The sequence below is a fragment of the Azospira inquinata genome (genome assembly GCF_018905915.1).
Taxonomy (GTDB): Bacteria; Pseudomonadota; Gammaproteobacteria; order Burkholderiales; family Rhodocyclaceae; genus Azospira; species Azospira inquinata.
Map to the genome: position 1 here is coordinate 3,187,953 of NZ_CP064782.1, position 14,442 is coordinate 3,202,394.

The following is a 14,442-nucleotide window of genomic DNA, read 5'->3' on the forward strand; positions in this document are numbered from 1 at the left end:
CCGGGGCTTATTCGTAACCCAGGCTGCGCAGCAGACGGTCATCGTCCGCCCAGCCGGATTTCACCTTGACCCACACTTCCAGGTACACCTTGCCATCGAACAGGCGCTCCATATCCTGGCGGGCCTCCGTGGAAATGCGCTTCAGAGTGGCGCCTCCCTTGCCGATGACGATAGCCTTATGGCCGGGCCGATCCACCACAATGGCGGCGTAGATGCGCCGCAGGCGCCCTTCTACCTCGAACTTTTCAATCTCCACGGTGGCGGCGTAAGGGAGTTCGTCTCCCAGGAGGCGGAAGAGCTTTTCCCGGATATATTCGGCAGCCAGGAAACGTTCGCTGCGGTCAGTAATTTCATCTTCGCTAAACATCAGCCCCGGATTGGGTAGGTGTTTGCGGGTCTCGGTAAGCAGTTCATCCAGCTGGCGTCCCTTGGCGGCACTGACCGGCAACAGGGCGGCAAAGTTCCGCTTTTCCGCAATCTGGGCCAGGAAGGGCAGCAGCCGCCCCTTGTCCTCCAGCTTATCCACCTTATTCACCACCAGGATCACGGGCCGGTCTTTGGGCAGCAGATCCAGCACCTTCTGATCCTTGGCGTCGAAACGCCCGGCTTCGATAACGAAGAGCACCACATCCACATCCGCCAGGGCCTGGGTCACCCCCCGGTTCATGGCCCGGTTCAGGGCGTTGGTGTGCTGGGTCTGGAAACCCGGGGTGTCCACGAAAACGAATTGGGCGTCATCCTGGGTAAGGATGCCCGTAATCCGGTGCCGGGTGGTCTGGGCCTTGCGGGAGACGATGCTGATCTTTTCCCCGATCAGATGATTGAGCAGGGTGGATTTGCCCACATTGGGGCGACCGACGATGGCCACATAGCCGGAGCGGATTTTTTCGTTATCGGGCGGGGTATCCATTAGCGTCCTTCCAAAAGTTGCAGGGCAGCTTCCGCCGCTTTCTGCTCCGCATTGCGTCGGCTGGAGCCTTCGCCCTGGGTACGCAGACCGAGAAAATCGATATCGCAGGCCACCACGAAATGCTGGGCGTGGGACTGGCCTTGGGCGCCCAGCATGGTGTACTTGGGCAGGGTGTGGTGCCGGGCCTGAACCAGTTCCTGCAAGCGGGTCTTGGGGTCCTTGATGGGCTGGCCGGGAATAATGGCCTCAATGTCATCCTTGAGCATGCGGGCCACCAGAGCGTGGGCCGTATCAAAGGAGCTATCCAGATAGACCGCGCCAATAATGGCCTCGCAGGCATCCGCCAGGATGGAGGGACGCTGGTGGCCGCCACTCTTCAGCTCCCCTTCCCCCAGGCGCAGATAATTGCCCAACTGGAGATGGGTGGCTACCCGGTAAAGACTGTCCTTATTGACCAGATTGGCCCGCAGGCGGGACAAATCCCCCTCGGGCATCTGGGGGAAGCGCAGGAACAGTAAATGGGCAGCCGTGCAGTTAAGGACGCTGTCCCCCAGAAATTCCAGGCGTTCGTTATGGGGAGAACTGTGGCTGCGGTGAGTGACGGCGGTCTGTAACAGTTCCGTGCGTTTAAATTGGTATTGCAGCGCTGTTTCCAGCGCTTTGAGCGGTGCGTTCAATTACCCTTGTCCTTGCCTGCGGTGCTGCCCTTGAAGTCGATATCCAGGCTGACGGGCCCACCCAGGGGAATTTTTTTGGTGTATGCAAAAGCGATCACGATATCCCCGTTATCCTTGGAAATATCCAGATCCGTGCCGTTAATGCTGGTGATGTTGTCGATATCCGCCTGTTTGTCGAAGGCGGTGCGTACCTCGGCCACCGTAGCGGTACTCAGGCTGCCGTTGCCCGTGATGGTCTTCAAGGCCTTGGTAATGCTGAAATATTCCACCACTGCCGGTACCACCCGCATACCGGTAATGGCGATGATGACCACCAGAAAACCGACCACCAGCAGGCCGGAAAGACTCACACCCCGTTGGCGAAACATGGGCTTCTCTCCCTTGAAGTTACTGGAAACCGCCAATGCGCTTCAAATCCCCGAAGTTAAACCAGATGAAGAAGGCCTTCCCCACTAGGTTGGCGTCCGGCACAAAGCCCCAGACCCGACTATCCCGGCTGTTATCCCGGTTGTCGCCCATGGCGAAATAGCTATCGGCGGGCACCTTGCAGATGAAGCCTGCCTCATTGTAGGTGCAGTTTTCCCGATGGGGAAACTGGCTGATTTCCGGAACCCCATCCGGGGCATCCTCATCATTGAGAATGCGGTGCTTGACGCCTCCCAGGGTTTCCTCAAATTGCTTGGAGTAGTAGAGCCGCTCCGGATGCTCGTAATCTCCCAGGGCTTTGACCGGCACGGGCTGGCCGTTGATGGTCAGGCGCTTGTGCTGGTAAGCCACCGTATCCCCAGGCAGCCCCACCACCCGCTTGATGTAGTCCACGGAGGGATCTTCCGGATAGCGGAAGACAAACACATCCCCCCGCTTGGGGTGGCCCACTTCGATGATTTTTTTGTCCAGGATAGGTAGGCGGATGCCGTAGCTGAACTTATTCACCAAGATGAAATCCCCCACCTGCAGGGTGGGAATCATGGATCCGGAAGGAATCTTGAAGGGCTCGGCAACGAAGGAACGGAGCAGAAACACCAGCAGGATCACCGGGAAAAAACCGGAGCCGTATTCCACCCACCAGGGGTCTTTGGCATCCCGGGGGCGTTTTTTCTTCAGCCAGAGGGAATCCGCTATCCAGATCAGCCCGCTGGCTAAAAGCAGCAGGAAAAGAATCAAGGCAAAATTCAAAACGTTCTCCGTTATTTGCTATCCACGCGCAAGACGGCCAGGAAGGCTTCCTGGGGGATTTCCACGGCACCCACCTGCTTCATGCGCTTCTTCCCCGCCTTTTGCTTTTCCAGCAATTTCTTTTTCCGGGTGATATCCCCGCCGTAACACTTGGCCAGCACGTCTTTGCGCATGGCTTTGACGTTTTCCCGGGCGATGATGGTGGAGCCGATGGCGGCCTGGATGGCTACTTCGTACATCTGACGGGGAATCAATTCCCGCATCTTGGCGGCCAGTTCCCGGCCCCGGTATTGGGCATTGGCCCGGTGCACGATGACCGACAGGGCATCCACCTTATCCCCGTTGATGAGGATATCCAGCTTCACCACGTCGGCAGCCCGGTATTCCTTAAATTCGTAATCCAGGGAGGCGTAGCCCCGGGACACGGATTTGAGCTTATCGAAAAAGTCCATCACCACTTCCGCCATGGGCATGTCGTACTTCAATTGCACCTGGCGGCCGTGGTAAGCCATATCCACCTGATTGCCCCGTTTGGCGTTGCACAAGGTAATGACGGCCCCCACGTAATCCTGGGGCACAAAAATGGTGGTGGTAATGATGGGTTCCCGGATTTCCTCGACCTTGGAAACTTCCGGAAGCTTGGCCGGATTTTCCACCTGGATGAGGGTGCCGTCCCGCAGCACCACCTCATAGACCACCGTAGGAGCGGTGGTAATCAGGTCCTGGTCGAATTCCCGTTCCAGACGCTCCTGCACGATTTCCATGTGCAAGAGCCCGAGGAAGCCACAGCGGAAGCCGAACCCCAGGGCCTGGGAGACTTCCGGTTCAAATTGTAGGGCGGCGTCGTTGAGCTTGAGCTTTTCCAGGGATTCCCGCAGGGAGTCGTACTGGTTGGCTTCCACTGGATAGAGTCCAGCGAAAACCTGGGATTTGATTTCTTTGAAACCGGGCAAAGGCGCGGCAGCGGGACGATCCGCCAGGGTGACCGTATCCCCCACCTTGGCAGCGGTTAGTTCCTTGATACCGGAAATGATGAATCCCACGCCCCCGGCGGCCAATTCGGGCAGGCTCTGGGACTTGGGAGTAAACACCCCCACCTGCTCGCAAAGATGGACCGTGCCGGTGGACATGAGGCGAATCCGGTCCTTGGGACGCAGCACCCCATCCACTACCCGGACCAGCATGACCACGCCCACGTAATTATCGAACCAGGAGTCAATGATCAGGGCCTTCAGGGGAGCTTCCGGGTCCCCCTGGGGCGCCGGTATCCGGACTACGACGGCCTCCAGGATGTCTTCCACCCCCAGGCCGGTTTTAGCAGAGGCCAGTACGGCCTCGGATGCATCCAGGCCGATCACATCCTCGATTTCCTGCCGGGCGTTGTCCGGATTGGCTGAGGGTAGGTCAATCTTGTTCAGCACGGGGACGACTTCCACCCCCTGCTCGATGGCGGTATAGCAATTGGCCACCGTCTGGGCTTCCACCCCCTGGGAGGCATCCACCACCAGCAGAGCGCCTTCGCAGGCCGCCAGGGAACGGGATACCTCATAGGAAAAGTCCACATGCCCCGGGGTATCGATCAGATTCAGGTGATAAATCTGCCCGTCCTTGGCTTTGTAGCGCAGCGCCGCTGTCTGGGCTTTGATGGTGATGCCCCGTTCCCGCTCGATATCCATGGAATCGAGCACCTGGGCTTCCATTTCCCGGTCAGACAACCCGCCGCAGCTCTGGATGAGCCGGTCGGCCAGGGTGGATTTACCGTGGTCGATGTGGGCGATAATGGAAAAATTGCGAATGTGCTGCATCAGGTAAAAAAGGGTGCCGCTGGGCACCCTTTATCTGCTGGCCGTAAAGCCAGGATTCTAGCGGATTTTGGCCAAAACAGCACCTACGGCCGCCGGGTCCAGGAAGTAATGACACACCTCCTGCCCCTCATGGAGCAGTACCGGCACCAGTTCCCCCCAGCGCTCTTCCAGTTCAGGAAACTGATCCACGTCCACGGTTTGAACGGGCAGTCCCAAGGGAGCCAGCAGGGGTTCCAGGGCTGCCTCCATGTCATGGCACAGGTGGCAGTAGTTTCGCCCCAGGAGGGCAAAGCCGGAGGACAGGTCCGGCGTCGCAGCCTTATTTCCCATGGTTTAGGACAAAAGCCCCAGAATCACCGGCATGGCCTCGGGGCGCCGCACCAGGCGATGCTGCCAACGCTTGGCCCCCACAAAGCCCAGGAGACCGCCCACCAGGGCGCCCCCTACCCCACCCCACTCTTGCAGAGCCTCGGAAACCAGTCCCTGGCCCAGGGCCGCCCCCGCAAAGACGCAGAGCAGCGGCAGCAGGTAAAGCAGAGCAACGCTTTTCAGCAACACCCCTTCTGCCAGACCGATGGTGACCGTTTGTCCCACCTGGGCGCCGACGCTGTTCCGCACCCGAAAAACCCGGGGAGAAGAACAGAACATTTTGGCGGAGGAAGCACCGCAACCACCAGATTCGTGACAATGGCCACAGCCGCCCCCCATGGCTTCCACCAGGGCGGTATCGCCCTTTTCCAGGGCCCGGACTACTGCTTGGGTTTCGTTCATGATATTTCGCCTCGCCACAGGGCTAGGCGCCTAGGGTTGAGACCGGAACTACCAGCGCCGATCCGGCGCCGTATCCAGCAAGGGCTTCAATTTTCCGGCCACCGCTTCCCGCGCCCGGAAAATCCGGGAGCGCACGGTGCCGATTGGACAGTTCATGATCCGAGAAATTTCCTCGTAGCTCATGCCTTCCAATTCCCGCAACATGATGGCGGTGCGGAGTTCTTCCGGCAGGCCTTCCATGGCGGCGTTCACCGTTTCCCCGATCTGCTTGGATAGGAGCAGGCTTTCCGGGGTGTTGATGTCCCGCAACTGCTCCCCGTCGTCAAAGCTTTCCGCTTCCTCGGAGTCGTATTCCGTGGACGTGGGGGCCCGGCGCCCCTGGGCGACTAGGTAATTTTTCGCCGTATTGATGCCGATCCGATACAGCCAGGTATAGAAAGCGCTGTCGCCGCGGAAGGACGGAAGGGCCCGATAAGCCTTGATAAAGGCTTCCTGGGATACGTCCTCCACTTCCGACGGGTCCCGGATGAAACGGGCGAGCAAGCGGGAAAGCTTGCGCTGGTATTTGGCCACAAGCTGGTCGAAAGCCCCCTTGTCACCGGACTGGGCGCGTTCCACCAACTGCCGGTCTATTTCGCGTTCGCTCATGCCTGTGGGAATGACAAAGAATTAATTGGTTTTTTTGAAATCCCTGGAAGTATAACCCAACCGGCCTTCACCGCCCGTGGGCTATTCAAGAAATGCCCGTTTTGCTCCGCCCATTATCCGTCCCGCCGGATACCCCCGTCCCTGCACCGTGCTATAGTACGGGCCGTCCAAAACCCGCGCCATTGCTAAAGAAAAGGCTTAATCGTGGTTCATAATTTCGACGTTCTCATTATCGGTAGCGGCCTGGCAGGCCAGTCTGCCGCCCTGCGTCTGGCAGACAAATGCCGGGTCGCCCTGATTAGCAAACGCCACCTGGAAGACAGCGCCAGCGCCTGGGCCCAGGGGGGAATTGCAGCGGTTCTCGATAGCCAGGACTCCATTGAAGCCCACATTCGGGACACCTTTACTGCCGGCGCTTTCCTAAACGACCCCAAGGCCACCCGCTTTGTGGTGGAAAACGGCCGCCGCGCCATCGAATGGCTCATTGAGCAAGGGGTACCTTTCACCAAGGGTGACAAAGGCTATCACCTGACCCGGGAAGGCGGTCATAGCACCCGCCGAGTCATCCACGTGGCGGATACCACCGGGCTGGCGGTTCAGGAAACCCTCACCAAGAAGGTCCGCAAGCACCCCAACATCACCATTCTGGAACAGCACATCGCCATCGACCTGATTACCGGGACCAAGATGGGGGAAAAGGAAAATCGTTGTTACGGTGCCTACGTGCTGGATACGGAAACCGGAGAAATCACCACCTACGGCGCCCCGGCCACCCTCCTGGCCTGCGGCGGTGCGGGTAAAGTCTATCTGTGCACCACCAATCCGGATACTTCCACCGGTGACGGCATTGCCATGGCCTGGCGGGCGGGTTGCAGCGTTTCCAATATGGAATTCATCCAGTTTCACCCTACCTGCCTCTACCACCCCAACGCCAAGTCCTTCCTCATTTCCGAAGCGGTACGGGGCGAAGGGGGCATTCTGCGCCTGCCGGACGGCACCCGTTTCATGCCCAACCACGACGCTCGGGCCGAACTAGCCCCCCGGGACGTGGTAGCCCGGGCCATCGACTTTGAAATGAAGAAGCGGGGTCTGGACTGCGTTTATCTGGATATTTCCCACAAGCCCCAATCCTTCCTCAAGGAACATTTCCCCAACATCTACGCCCGCTGCCTGGAACTAGGCATCGATATGGCCAAGCAGCCCATTCCCGTGGTGCCGGCTGCCCACTTCACCTGTGGGGGCGTTATCACCGACCTCAATGCCCGGACCGAAATCCCGGGCCTTTACGCCACCGGAGAAACGGCCTGCACCGGCCTTCATGGCGCCAATCGGCTGGCTTCCAATTCCCTGCTGGAATGCGTGGTGTTCTCGGAAGCGGCGGTCAAGGACATTCTGGCCCAGCCCAAACGGGAAGTGCCCGCCCTGCCCCACTGGGACGCCAGCCGGGTAACGGACGCAGACGAAGAAATCGTCATTTCCCACAACTGGGATGAACTGCGCCGCTTCATGTGGGATTACGTGGGTATTGTGCGCACCACCAAGCGTCTGCAACGGGCCCAGCACCGTATCCGCCTCTTAAAGCGGGAAATCAACGAGTATTACGCCAATTTCCGGGTCACCCATGATCTGCTGGAGCTGCGCAATCTGGTCACCACCGCCGAATTGATCGTGCGTTGTGCCATGAAGCGCAAGGAAAGCCGGGGGCTGCATTACTCCCGGGACTACCCGGATCTGTTGCCCAAGGCCAAGCCCAGCCTGCTGCGTCCGCCCAAGGCTCGCCGTTAAAGCGTCGCACCAACCGGCTTACGGTTCGGGCTTTCGCCAGCGCAGCCAAAGCTGCAACTGGCGAAAGCCCGTTTTCTTTTCTACCAGACTATCCGCCAACACCACCAGCCAGGCTGCCCGGTCCTGCCCTTCCCGGCGGCACCGCAGCACCAGGATACAGGACCACAGGGTGCTTTCCCTAGGAATCAGCTCCACCGGCTGAAAATCCACCTGGGACGATGGGCGCCAATCCAGGTTGCCGTTTTTCTCCAGGCGCAGCTCCCCCAGCCAGCAGGCTTCCCCCTTCTTCTTTTCCCGTCCCACCCACCAACAGACCATGCCCCAGGCTAAGCCATAAAGCAGCCGAATTCCCAGATTGGGTGCGGGCAAAACAAAAACGCCACCCCCAAGGGTGGCGCAGAAACCGGCCAGTAACCATCCTAGCCGGCGGGACGGGGTGAGGCCCAGGATCAGAGGAAAGCGCATGGCTTGCCTCCACTCCGTCGCCTTACGCCCGCTTAAATACCAGAGAGCCGTTGGTGCCGCCGAAACCGAAGTTGTTTTTGACGGCAAATTCGATCTTCATCTCCCGGGCCGTATTGGCGCAGTAATCCAGATCGCACTCCGGATCCTGATTGAAGATGTTGATGGTGGGCGGGGAAATCTGGTTATGGACCGCCAAGATGGTGAATACGGATTCAATGCCCCCCGCACCGCCCAACAGGTGGCCAGTCATGGACTTGGTGGAATTCACCACCAGTTGCTTGGCCGCATCACCGAAGGCCAGCTTAATGGCATCCGACTCGTTCTTGTCTCCCAGAGGGGTGGAGGTGCCGTGGGCATTCAGGTACTGCACCTGATCCGGATTCAGTCCCGCATTACGCAGGGCGGCCTGCATACAGCGCTTGGGACCGTCCGTGCTAGGGGCGGTCATGTGGTAAGCGTCACCGCTCATGCCATAGCCCACCAACTCGGCGTAAATCTTGGCGCCCCGGGCCTTGGCGTGTTCGTATTCTTCCAGAACCACCACACCGGAGCCTTCGCCCAGAACGAACCCGTCCCGATCCTTATCCCAGGGCCGGCTGGCGGTCTGGGGATCATCGTTGCGGGTGGACAGGGCCCGGGCGGCACAGAAGCCCCCCACGCCCAGGGGCGTCACCGTGGATTCGGCGCCACCGGCTACCATCACGTCCGCATCCCCGTATTCAATGATGCGCCCGGCTTCACCGATACAGTGGGTACCGGTAGTACAGGCGGACACCAGGGCGATGTTGGGGCCCTTGAAACCGAACTGAATGGAAAGATTGCCGGAGATCATGTTGATGATGGAGCCGGGCACGAAAAACGGGGAAATCTTGCGCATCCCGCCCGCCGTGTAATCTTCCTTGGTGCTTTCGATCAGGGGCAGGCCGCCGATACCGGAGCCGATGGCAACGCCGATACGCTCACTATCCACCTGCTCCGAATCCAGCCCCGCATCCCGCACCGCCTGAATGGCGGCCGCCATACCAAAATGGATGAAGGTATCCATGCGGCGGGCATCTTTGGGGGAAATGTACTGGGTGATGTCGAAATTCTTCACTTCCCCGGCGATTTTGGCGGGAAAGGTGGAGGTATCGAACTTGGTGATCTGGCCAATACCCGAGCGCCCGGCCAAAATATTTTGCCAGGCATCATCAACGGTATTGCCAACGGGGCTAACAATCCCCAGACCGGTAACTACGACTCGACGGCGTGCCAATATGAGCTCCGGAGAAAAAGTAGTTAAAAACAGTGCTTCTTAAGGACAGGGCCGGTATCTTGCGATACCGGCCCCAGAAAAGCGACGCAAAAAGGAATTACTTTTGGTGGGAAGTAACGTAGTCGATCGCTTGTTGCACGCTGGTGATCTTTTCGGCTTCTTCGTCGGGGATTTCGGTTTCGAATTCCTCTTCCAGGGCCATCACCAGTTCCACGGTGTCCAGCGAGTCCGCGCCAAGGTCATCCACGAAAGACGATTCGTTTTTGATATCGGCTTCGTTGACGCCAAGTTGTTCGGCAACGATCTTCTTGACGCGCTGTTCAATGTTTTCCATCAAAGACTCCTTCCCTATTATTGGGTATGTGATACAAACTTGCGTATTCTACCAAACAAGCGGCGCCGCACAAAATTTCGGCCGCCGCCGAGTGGTAACCAGATAACTCAATCCATGTACATGCCGCCATTCACGTGCACGGTGGTACCGGTCACGTAGGCGGCGGCAGGGGAAGCCAGGAAAGCCACGGCCGCAGCAATGTCTTCCGGCTTACCCAGGCGGCCCAGGGGGATGTTGGACAGAAGGCCCGCCTTCTGCTTTTCATCCAGGGCCTTGGTCATGTCCGTATCAATGAAGCCGGGGGCCACGCAATTGACGGTGATATTGCGGCTGCCCAGTTCCTTCGCCAGGGAGCGGGAAAGACCGGACACCCCAGCCTTGGCGGCACAGTAATTGGCCTGACCCGGGTTACCCGCGTGCCCTACCACGGAAGTGATGTTGACGATGCGTCCTTGGCGGGCTTTCATCATGCCCCGCATTACCGCCTTGCAGAGGCGGAAAACGGACTTCAGGTTGGTGTCGATCACCCCATCCCATTCATCGTCCTTCATGCGCATGGCCAGATTGTCACGAGTGATCCCGGCGTTATTCACCAGGATGGTCACGGGAGCAAATTCTTTTTCGATGCGAGCGATAAGAGCATCCACCTGGGCTTGGTCCCGCACTTCCAGTACCGCCCCCTGCCCCTTGGCGCCGGCTTCCTGCAAATAGGCGGTAATGCGCCCGGCGCCCTCTTCCGTGGTGGCCGTGCCGATTACCGTGGCCCCTTGGCGAGCCAGTTCCCGGGCCACCGCCTGGCCGATTCCCCGGGAGGCCCCGGTGACCAGCGCAACTTGTCCTTCCAGCACCATCTTCTTACTCCAGAGAAAGGTTGTTTTCGATGGCGCCCGCATCCGCCAGGGCCACCCCCGTTACGCCGTCGGCGCAACGCTTGGTGAGTCCGGCCAGGACCTTGCCCGGACCGCATTCCGCTACCGTAGTGACGCCCATTTCGGCCATTTTGCCAATGGTTTCCACCCAGCGCACCGGATGGAAAGCCTGGCGCACCAGGGCGTCCTTGATCTTTTCCGGTGCGGTTTCTACCTTCACATCCACGTTATTGATGACCGGGATGGTGGGGGCAGCAAAGTCCAGGGCTTCTAGGCGCTGGGCCAGTTTTTCCGCCGCCGGGCGAATTAGGCTGGAGTGGAAGGGGGCAGACACGGGCAGCGGTAGGGCCCGCTTAGCGCCCTTGGCCTTGCACAGGACCATGGCCCGTTCCACCGCATCCTTGTGACCGGCAATGACGGTTTGGCCCACTGCGTTGAAATTCACCGGCTCCACCACCTCGCCCTGGGCTGCTTCGGCGCAGGCCGCCAAAATCCCGGCATCATCCAAGCCCAGAACCGCCGCCATGGCGCCGGTCCCCAGAGGCACCGCTTCTTGCATGGCCGCAGCCCGCAGACGCACCAGGGGTACGGCCTCGGCAAAAGGCAGGACGCCAGCGGCCACCAGGGCGGAATATTCCCCCAGGCTGTGGCCGGCCAGCACCGCCGGACACTTGCCTCCCTTTTCCTGCCACAGGCGCCACACGGCGATTCCCGCGGTAAGCATGACGGGCTGGGTATTGACGGTCTGAGCCAGGGCTTCCGCTGGGCCTTCGGCCACCAGTTGCCACAGATCTTCGCCCAACGCCCGAGAAGCTTCATCAAAAGTGGCGCGCACCACCGGCGCGTCCCCGTAGGCCGCCATCATGCCGATGGATTGGGAACCCTGTCCGGGAAAAACAAACGCAAAGCTCATTTTTTTCTCCGTGTTGCCCGATGGCTCGGGACGTTAAAACTGCACCAGGGCGGCACCCCAGGTAAACCCGCCCCCTACCCCTTCGAGGAGCACCTTCTGCCCCGGCTGAATGCGCCCGCTGCGCATGGCTTCATCCAGGGCCAGGGGAACGGAAGCGGCGGAGGTGTTGCCGTGGTGATCCACCGTAACAATCACCCGCTCCATGGGCAGCCCCATTTTTTTTGCCGTGGATTCGATAATGCGGATATTGGCCTGATGGGGAATGAGCCAATCCACGGACTCCGGCGCCACGCCTGCGGCGGCACAGGTTTCCCCGGACACTTCCGCCAGAATGCGCACCGCAAATTTGAAGACCGCCTGGCCATCCATGCGCAGGAAAGGGTCACCGATGACCTGGCCGCCGCTCACCTGGCCGGGCACGGACAACATGCCCGCCATACTGCCGTCTGCGTGCATGGTGGTAGCCAGAATCCCCGGGGTTTCCGAGGCCTCCACCACCACCGCACCAGCCCCGTCGCCAAAGAGGACGCAGGTGGCCCGGTCCTGCCAGTCCAGGATGCGGGAAAATACTTCCGCCCCCACCACCAGGGCCCGCTTATGGGAGCCGGAACGAATAAATTTTTCCGCCACCCCCAAGGCATAGACGAAACCGCAGCAAACCGCCTGGAGATCGAAGGCGGTCGCCCCCTTGTTTCCCAAGCGCCCCTGCAACAGGCAGGCGGTGGAAGGAAAAATAAAGTCCGGAGTGGAGGTGGCGACAATAATCAGATCCAGATCGCCCGCCTCAACCCCAGCTTGGGCCAGGGCCCGATTGGCGGCATGAAAGGCTAGATCGGAAGAAGTCTGGCCTGCCTCGGCGAAATGGCGGGAACGAATGCCCGTCCGGGTCGCCACCCATTCATCGCTGGTATCCACACCCTGGGCAACCAGATCGTCATTAGTGACCACCCGGTCGGGCAGGTAACTACCAACACCAGTGATTTTGGCAAACATGTCAGGGCGACTCCTGATGAGAATGGGTGGATTCAGCCAGGGCGGGGGCGTAACGGGCCACCCGACCGGAAATCAATTCAAGCATCTTGCCCCGGACTTCTCCGGCAGCACAGGCGATGGCATGTTGGAAAGCAAAGGCATCGGCGGAGCCGTGGCTCTTCACCACAATGCCCTTCAGGCCCAACAGGGTGGCCCCATTATAGCGACGGTGATCCACCCGTTTCTTAAAGCCCTTGAGGACTGGCAGGGCAATCAGGGCAATGAGTTTGGTCAGCCAATTACGGCGGAACTCCTCTTTGAGGAAGAAGGCCAGCATCTGAGCCAGGCCTTCCGTGGTCTTGAGGGCCACATTGCCGACGAAACCGTCGCAAACCACTACGTCCGCGTCGCCCTTAAAGACCCCATCCCCTTCCACATTACCGACAAAGTTGAGGCCGGAATCTTTGAGCAGTTCGGCGGCGTGCTTCACCACGTCGTTGCCCTTGATGTCCTCTTCGCCGATGTTGAGCAGGCCCACGCTGGGGTGCTCTTTTTTGTCGATGGCGGAGGCCAACATGGCCCCCATGATGCCGAACTGGAGCAGGTTTTCCGGGCCGCAATCCACATTGGCCCCCAGATCCAGCATATAGACATGGCTGCGCATGGTGGGCAGCACGGTACAAATGGCAGGACGGTCAATGCCCGGCAGCATTTTCAGCACAAACCGGGAAATGGCCATGAGGGCCCCCGTGTTGCCCGCCGAAACGCAGGCATCCGCCTCTCCGGCTTTGACCATATTCACGGCCACCCGGATGGAGGAGTCCTTTTTGTTGCGCAGGGCCTGAGCCGGGGGATCGTCCATCGTGACCACTTCGCTGGCATGCTTAATGGACACCCGGGGAGGCAGGGGGGTGGGCAGAACGGCCCGAATTTTGTCTTCCTGGCCAACCAGGACGACTTCCACATCTTCAGCGCCAGACAAATAGGCAAGCGCCGCCGGCACGGTAACGCGGGGACCGTGGTCACCGCCCATGCAATCAATCGCTATTGTGATTCCCATCCGAGGGCTCGAATTGGGTAAAAGAAAAGGCAGGGGCCCGCAACGGGGCCGCCTGCCTTGGAATGGGGAGATTACTCGCCCTTGGCCTGGGTGACCTTCTTGCCACGGTAGAAGCCGTTGGGGCTCACGTGGTGGCGCAGATGGGTTTCGCCGGTGGTGGGTTCCACGGCCAGAGCCGGGTTGGTCAGAAAATCATGGGCACGGTGCATGCCACGCTTGGAAGGGGACTTCTTGTTTTGTTGAACGGCCATGTCAGGAAACTCCTAAATTGATCCAATTACAAATGCCAGCTTTATTGCGGTCGCGTTTTCAGATTTGCCAACACCCCAAAAGGAGAGGCTTCCTTCTGATCATCAGCTTTCGGTAGAGAAACGCAGCGTTCGTGACGGGGCACCACCGGCAGATTGAGAATGACCTCATCTTCCACCAGGGCGGCCACATTCATTTCCCGGGAAGCTGGAACAAAATCCCTGGAGTCATCCTCCAGGTCATCCTGAGAAATCTCGCGCCCTTCGGGCACCAACTCAAGAAGGCTATCCACGCTCAACGGGAAATCAACGGGCTCAAGGCAGCGCTGACAAACCAGGGAAAGAACCCCGGCCACGCGCAAACGCAACCTCAACTCGCCACGCTTTCCAACTTTCCCTTGGAGGGAATACTGGATGCTGCCGCTTTTCTCTGCCAGCAAATCATGCAGCCGCGTCAAGTCTGCTAACTGTAGTCGCCCTTCCTGGGTCTCCACATTCCTAGCAAAAGATTGGCTGTCGATCACTTTCTGTTGCGACATAGGGCGCGGATGATA

General features: G+C 59.4%; 18 protein-coding genes. 1 reads left to right on the plus strand and 17 read right to left on the minus strand.

Translation table 11 applies throughout. The features are described 5' to 3' along the window. Window positions 1-7: 7 nt before the first annotated feature. From era to rpoE, 8 genes are read right to left on the minus strand one after another with little or no spacing between them, the layout of a single operon-like run. Window positions 8-910 carry a GTPase Era gene (gene era, locus Azoinq_RS14350; RefSeq protein WP_216128213.1) on the minus strand — a complete coding sequence of 301 codons (903 nt, stop codon included), beginning with the start codon at window positions 908-910 and terminating at the stop codon, window positions 8-10. After that, a complete protein-coding gene (gene rnc / locus Azoinq_RS14355) occupies window positions 910-1,587 on the minus strand; it encodes a ribonuclease III (protein ID WP_216128211.1) in 678 nt (225 codons plus the stop codon). Before rnc ends, era begins: the two co-directional genes overlap by 1 nt. After that, complete coding sequence (locus tag Azoinq_RS14360) at window positions 1,584-1,955, minus strand: DUF4845 domain-containing protein (protein WP_216128209.1); 372 nt, start codon at window positions 1,953-1,955, stop codon at window positions 1,584-1,586. Before Azoinq_RS14360 ends, rnc begins: the two co-directional genes overlap by 4 nt. Before the next feature lie 19 nt (window positions 1,956-1,974). Further along, the gene (gene lepB, locus Azoinq_RS14365) at window positions 1,975-2,763 is read right to left on the minus strand and encodes a signal peptidase I (protein WP_216128207.1); all 789 of its coding nucleotides are present in this window, start codon (window positions 2,761-2,763) and stop codon (window positions 1,975-1,977) included. An 11-nt stretch (window positions 2,764-2,774) separates the two neighbouring features. Beyond that, a complete protein-coding gene (lepA, locus tag Azoinq_RS14370) occupies window positions 2,775-4,568 on the minus strand; it encodes a translation elongation factor 4 (protein ID WP_216132361.1) in 1,794 nt (597 codons plus the stop codon). A gap of 57 nt (window positions 4,569-4,625) precedes the next feature. Further along, a complete protein-coding gene (locus Azoinq_RS14375) occupies window positions 4,626-4,898 on the minus strand; it encodes a glutaredoxin family protein (protein ID WP_216128206.1) in 273 nt (90 codons plus the stop codon). Window positions 4,899-4,901: 3 nt separating this feature from the next. Then, window positions 4,902-5,339, minus strand: a complete 438-nt coding sequence (locus Azoinq_RS14380) for a SoxR reducing system RseC family protein (RefSeq protein ID WP_216128205.1) — start codon at window positions 5,337-5,339, stop codon at window positions 4,902-4,904. A gap of 48 nt (window positions 5,340-5,387) precedes the next feature. After that, window positions 5,388-5,987 (minus strand): RNA polymerase sigma factor RpoE, encoded by a 600-nt coding sequence (gene rpoE / locus Azoinq_RS14385; protein ID WP_216128204.1) that lies wholly within the window; start codon window positions 5,985-5,987, stop codon window positions 5,388-5,390. A gap of 204 nt (window positions 5,988-6,191) precedes the next feature. Between rpoE and nadB the strand changes: the two genes are divergently transcribed. Then, window positions 6,192-7,772 (plus strand): L-aspartate oxidase, encoded by a 1,581-nt coding sequence (gene nadB / locus Azoinq_RS14390; RefSeq protein ID WP_216128203.1) that lies wholly within the window; start codon window positions 6,192-6,194, stop codon window positions 7,770-7,772. An 18-nt stretch (window positions 7,773-7,790) separates the two neighbouring features. Here nadB and Azoinq_RS14395 read toward each other — a convergent pair whose 3' ends face one another. From Azoinq_RS14395 to Azoinq_RS14435, 9 genes are all read right to left on the minus strand, one after another. Continuing rightward, window positions 7,791-8,237, minus strand: coding sequence for a protein YgfX (locus Azoinq_RS14395; RefSeq protein WP_216128202.1), 447 nt, complete (start codon window positions 8,235-8,237; stop codon window positions 7,791-7,793). Between the two features lie 22 nt (window positions 8,238-8,259). Continuing rightward, on the minus strand, window positions 8,260-9,492 hold the full coding sequence (gene fabF, locus Azoinq_RS14400; RefSeq protein ID WP_216128201.1) for a beta-ketoacyl-ACP synthase II: 1,233 nt from the start codon (window positions 9,490-9,492) through the stop codon (window positions 8,260-8,262). 97 nt (window positions 9,493-9,589) lie between these two features. Continuing rightward, window positions 9,590-9,826: an acyl carrier protein gene (acpP, locus tag Azoinq_RS14405; protein ID WP_216128200.1), complete on the minus strand. Its 237-nt coding sequence runs from the start codon at window positions 9,824-9,826 to the stop codon at window positions 9,590-9,592. A gap of 107 nt (window positions 9,827-9,933) precedes the next feature. Further along, window positions 9,934-10,677, minus strand: coding sequence for a 3-oxoacyl-ACP reductase FabG (fabG, locus tag Azoinq_RS14410; RefSeq protein ID WP_216128198.1), 744 nt, complete (start codon window positions 10,675-10,677; stop codon window positions 9,934-9,936). 4 nt (window positions 10,678-10,681) lie between these two features. Continuing rightward, on the minus strand, window positions 10,682-11,608 hold the full coding sequence (gene fabD / locus Azoinq_RS14415) for an ACP S-malonyltransferase (RefSeq protein ID WP_216128196.1): 927 nt from the start codon (window positions 11,606-11,608) through the stop codon (window positions 10,682-10,684). 33 nt (window positions 11,609-11,641) lie between these two features. Next, a complete protein-coding gene (locus tag Azoinq_RS14420) occupies window positions 11,642-12,601 on the minus strand; it encodes a beta-ketoacyl-ACP synthase III (RefSeq protein WP_216128194.1) in 960 nt (319 codons plus the stop codon). 1 nt (window position 12,602) lies between these two features. Continuing rightward, window positions 12,603-13,640 carry a phosphate acyltransferase PlsX gene (gene plsX / locus Azoinq_RS14425; RefSeq protein WP_216128192.1) on the minus strand — a complete coding sequence of 346 codons (1,038 nt, stop codon included), beginning with the start codon at window positions 13,638-13,640 and terminating at the stop codon, window positions 12,603-12,605. A 71-nt stretch (window positions 13,641-13,711) separates the two neighbouring features. Next, a complete protein-coding gene (gene rpmF / locus Azoinq_RS14430) occupies window positions 13,712-13,891 on the minus strand; it encodes a 50S ribosomal protein L32 (RefSeq protein ID WP_216128190.1) in 180 nt (59 codons plus the stop codon). A 41-nt stretch (window positions 13,892-13,932) separates the two neighbouring features. Beyond that, the gene (locus Azoinq_RS14435; protein WP_216128188.1) at window positions 13,933-14,427 is read right to left on the minus strand and encodes a YceD family protein; all 495 of its coding nucleotides are present in this window, start codon (window positions 14,425-14,427) and stop codon (window positions 13,933-13,935) included. Between the last annotated feature and the right edge of the window lie 15 nt (window positions 14,428-14,442).

Coding starts and splice junctions, on each gene's coding strand:
- Azoinq_RS14380 (WP_216128205.1), bottom strand. CDS start 5,339: ATGAACGAAACCCAAGCAGTAGTCCGGGCCCTGGAAAAGGGCGATACC.
- Azoinq_RS14435 (WP_216128188.1), bottom strand. CDS start 14,427: ATGTCGCAACAGAAAGTGATCGACAGCCAATCTTTTGCTAGGAATGTG.
- fabG (WP_216128198.1), bottom strand. CDS start 10,677: ATGGTGCTGGAAGGACAAGTTGCGCTGGTCACCGGGGCCTCCCGGGGA.
- rpoE (WP_216128204.1), bottom strand. CDS start 5,987: ATGAGCGAACGCGAAATAGACCGGCAGTTGGTGGAACGCGCCCAGTCC.
- Azoinq_RS14420 (WP_216128194.1), bottom strand. CDS start 12,601: ATGTTTGCCAAAATCACTGGTGTTGGTAGTTACCTGCCCGACCGGGTG.
- Azoinq_RS14395 (WP_216128202.1), bottom strand. CDS start 8,237: ATGCGCTTTCCTCTGATCCTGGGCCTCACCCCGTCCCGCCGGCTAGGA.
- lepA (WP_216132361.1), bottom strand. CDS start 4,568: ATGCAGCACATTCGCAATTTTTCCATTATCGCCCACATCGACCACGGT.
- Azoinq_RS14360 (WP_216128209.1), bottom strand. CDS start 1,955: ATGTTTCGCCAACGGGGTGTGAGTCTTTCCGGCCTGCTGGTGGTCGGT.
- era (WP_216128213.1), bottom strand. CDS start 910: ATGGATACCCCGCCCGATAACGAAAAAATCCGCTCCGGCTATGTGGCC.
- plsX (WP_216128192.1), bottom strand. CDS start 13,640: ATGGGAATCACAATAGCGATTGATTGCATGGGCGGTGACCACGGTCCC.
- Azoinq_RS14375 (WP_216128206.1), bottom strand. CDS start 4,898: ATGGGAAATAAGGCTGCGACGCCGGACCTGTCCTCCGGCTTTGCCCTC.
- acpP (WP_216128200.1), bottom strand. CDS start 9,826: ATGGAAAACATTGAACAGCGCGTCAAGAAGATCGTTGCCGAACAACTT.
- fabD (WP_216128196.1), bottom strand. CDS start 11,608: ATGAGCTTTGCGTTTGTTTTTCCCGGACAGGGTTCCCAATCCATCGGC.
- rpmF (WP_216128190.1), bottom strand. CDS start 13,891: ATGGCCGTTCAACAAAACAAGAAGTCCCCTTCCAAGCGTGGCATGCAC.